4 protein-coding genes and 1 pseudogene are annotated in these 3,044 nt (G+C 30.6%); 3 read left to right on the top strand and 2 right to left on the bottom strand.

Annotated elements, in window-relative coordinates; genetic code table 11:
* On the bottom strand, positions 1-201 hold a 201-nt coding region (locus tag HMPREF3031_RS11820; RefSeq protein WP_070724982.1), incomplete at its 3' end, for a YSIRK-type signal peptide-containing protein.
* A 789-nt stretch (positions 202-990) separates the two neighbouring features.
* Between HMPREF3031_RS11820 and HMPREF3031_RS13200 the strand changes: the two are divergent.
* Both HMPREF3031_RS13200 and HMPREF3031_RS13920 read left to right on the top strand, forming a co-directional pair.
* Positions 991-1,176 (top strand): annotated as a pseudogene (locus HMPREF3031_RS13200) (relaxase/mobilization nuclease domain-containing protein); the annotation flags it as partial.
* A 116-nt stretch (positions 1,177-1,292) separates the two neighbouring features.
* On the top strand, positions 1,293-1,430 hold the full coding sequence (locus tag HMPREF3031_RS13920; protein ID WP_180363471.1) for an NUDIX domain-containing protein: 138 nt from the start codon (positions 1,293-1,295) through the stop codon (positions 1,428-1,430).
* Between the two features lie 305 nt (positions 1,431-1,735).
* Here the strand turns inward: HMPREF3031_RS13920 and HMPREF3031_RS11810 are convergent, their stop codons facing one another.
* Entirely contained in the window at positions 1,736-1,954 is a 219-nt protein-coding gene (locus HMPREF3031_RS11810; protein ID WP_070724977.1) for a hypothetical protein, read from the bottom strand.
* Positions 1,955-2,449: 495 nt separating this feature from the next.
* Between HMPREF3031_RS11810 and HMPREF3031_RS11805 the strand changes: the two genes are divergently transcribed.
* Positions 2,450-3,044: hypothetical protein (locus tag HMPREF3031_RS11805; RefSeq protein WP_142351341.1), on the top strand; the 595-nt coding region annotated here is incomplete at its 3' end.

Raw genomic sequence — 3,044 nt, 5'->3', positions numbered from 1 at the left:
TTCCGGTGCAGCTTCTTTTGTTGCTCCTGTATTACTTTCTTTTGGCGATTCAATCATTTCTTCCGCATGCGCTTCATTATTAACCCCGAAAAATAAAGTAGCACCTACTAAAATAGAGGCTGTACCTACTGTGAATTTTCTAATTGAATACTTGTTTAACTTGTTAGGTAAAAAGTCTAAACGTTTTTTTGATTTTTTCAAAAGCTTCACTTCCTTTTCATAATGATACCTATATTATACTTGAAAACCTCTATATAACCAACCTAAAAAACTATTTATGGAAATTTGCACAACATTTTTCTTTTTTGAAGAAGAAACTGTTCATACAACTTCTTCATAATAACACCCTTATTATACCTGAAAATCTCCATATAACCAAAATTCCACTTTTTCAATAATTTTTCTCTCAATAATATATTTAACTATTGGTTTATGTTCATACCACCTCATGATGTTTATGCCCCAGATGTCTATCCTTTAATTATTATTGGCATTGTCAGCGGTATAACTTTTGGACTGGTTAAAACACCTTCTTCAACTTAAGAACTACGGATGGAATTTCTGCAGCTAAATTATCAGGTATGGCTCAAATAATTGGATACTCATTTGCTTCTTTAGGGCACTACTATTTGGTATCTTACACGATATTTCATGATCATGGACACCTTTTTTAATTATACTGCTAATCGCCGCTGTGTTAATTACAATAATAAGTTCTGGAGCAGAAAGAAATATACAAATGTATGAAGCGCCAGATTATAAAAGATTAAAACGTAATATAAAAGTGTTGCATGAAAGGTTAGATGAAATATGGAAAAACTAAGCTAAGATTTTTTTTACTCTTGTTAATATTTGTAATTGTTTATGCTGTTCTTTCTTTAACAACGGATTATATTAACCATAAATATTCTCTTTTATTTTTATTAGTTTTCGCATTATAGGGATTTTTAACAGATGTTTTAACTAAAACAAGCAATAGAGATGATAGTAATGACAACAACTAAATTAGATAACACCAAATCGGCAAGTCGAACAATCAATTACACAGAAAAAAGTAGTTTGAATTGTGATGTATATTATGCTAAATCAACATTTAAACAAATTAAGGCTTTGTACAGTAGAAAAATGACATTCAAGCACATACAATCTTTTAATTTAGGTGAAGTTACGCCAGAATAACGTAATCAATTAGGCTTAGAGCTAGCAACTAATCATCTTAAAAGTGAGGGATTTACTTGGCGACTTATAATTGTGCATGTTTAGTAAATATTTAAAGGAAAAGTATTTTTTTAGTGAGAACTTATGATAATAATAAATATTATCTACCAGGAGGGAAAATCGAAGACAAAGAAAATTTTGATGAAGTATTAATAAGAGAATTAAGAGAAGAACTTTCTTTAAGTATTGAAAAAAGTGAAATATCATTTTAGAAATTGGTAGAAGGACCGGCATATCCTAATACTAAAGAGAGTGTGATATTAAATTGCTTTCTGTTCTCTGCTGAAACTTTTGATTATAAAATTAACAATAAAATTACTGATACTAATTTTTTCTCGATATATGACAAAGGTATAATAGCTCCAGCAGTTATAAACGTTATAAATGCTTTGGAAAAGGATGGATATATTTAAAGTTGAGAAAAAGAAATAGAGTATGCATTTATGCCGAGAAAATTATTGATCAATTAGGAGAACCCTTAACAAACCCTAAACTTGTAGAAGAATGTCGGCTTAAGTTATAGTGCATTTTCCTCTTCTAATTCTGTGAATATCTCGATGAATACGTCTAAATCTTCTAAACAAACTACTCTTTTTTCTGCTCCTTTTGGAAGTTCTGAACCTTTTAGAGGTTTGCCACATATATGGCAAAATCCTTTTACTTCGTTTATGTCTATCATGTTTTCATCAAAGTATTTTATGTATTTTTCTATTTCTTTTTCACTAAAATCACGCATTTTGATACTCCTTTTTAGAAATGTTGTAATGTTTTTTCTTCTTCTGAAATTGTGTAAATATCACTTTTTTAATTTCGGATTTCAATAAATATAGTAAATTTGATTTAGAAACGAGTTTCTTCTTTTCTTATTAATAAATTCAATAATAAGAAAAGTCGTTAACCCTCAAATTAAGGAGAGCTAACGACAAAAGCAAAAGTTACTCATACTGTATAATGTTTATTTTATATTTAAATATTAACCTAAATTGATGTATGCATCAAGATATATACTTGCTTGTGTATATTTTGTAAATCTATGATTATGATAATAGGTGAGATATGCTAAAATTTTGGTTTGCTTTTTGTTTTTTTAGAAACGAGTTTCTTCTTTTCTTGATACTAAGCGACTTTGATTTTTTGAAAGAAGGCGAAGAAGCTGATTCTATCCAAAACATCAAACATCTTAAAAACAGATTATTTCCAAAAGTCGATTAAACAAAAGAGGATAATCACAATGAGAAAGGCAGATGAACACATTATGAAGACAAGATACTTACTGATTTTTACATTAATTCTAACAGTAGTCCTCGCTTCATGTTCAAACAAAGAAGATGAGCGACAAAAGAAAACGACCAAAGAGGGTGAAATGAAGGTCGGTGAAATGATGCAGGAAGATAAAGAGCGTGTCTGGTTTGTCGCAACCGATACGAAGACACCTACTTTAGAGAAAGCGTCTATCATCAACCGCTATATCATTACCAAAAACGGCAAAATGAAAATTTACGTCGCCAATACGCCACCAAAACCGAATTTAGATAGAATGCTTGAAATGAACCAAAAAGAATTGATTAAAGAAATAAAGAAACAAGATAGATGGTATTTTGACTCAAAAGCTGCTGAACTGTATGCCAGAACCGACGCAGATATTGATAATGCAAAGGATATTATCCGTGTTGGCATTGAAGACTATAACGAGTCCAGAGATTCACACGGCGGCTCAGATTATGCATTACTAGAATATGAACAGAAAGGCCAAAGCCCCGAAGAGTCACTGAAAAAACTAGAAAAATACAAACATGAGTTAGATACCGTTAAATACGAACCGCCGA

It is taken from the genome of Staphylococcus sp. HMSC072B07, assembly GCF_001815505.1.
GTDB classification, from domain to species: Bacteria; Bacillota; Bacilli; order Staphylococcales; family Staphylococcaceae; genus Staphylococcus; species Staphylococcus simulans.
The sequence above is the reverse complement of the archived record's forward strand: the minus strand, read 5'-3'. Positions and strand labels throughout refer to the sequence as shown.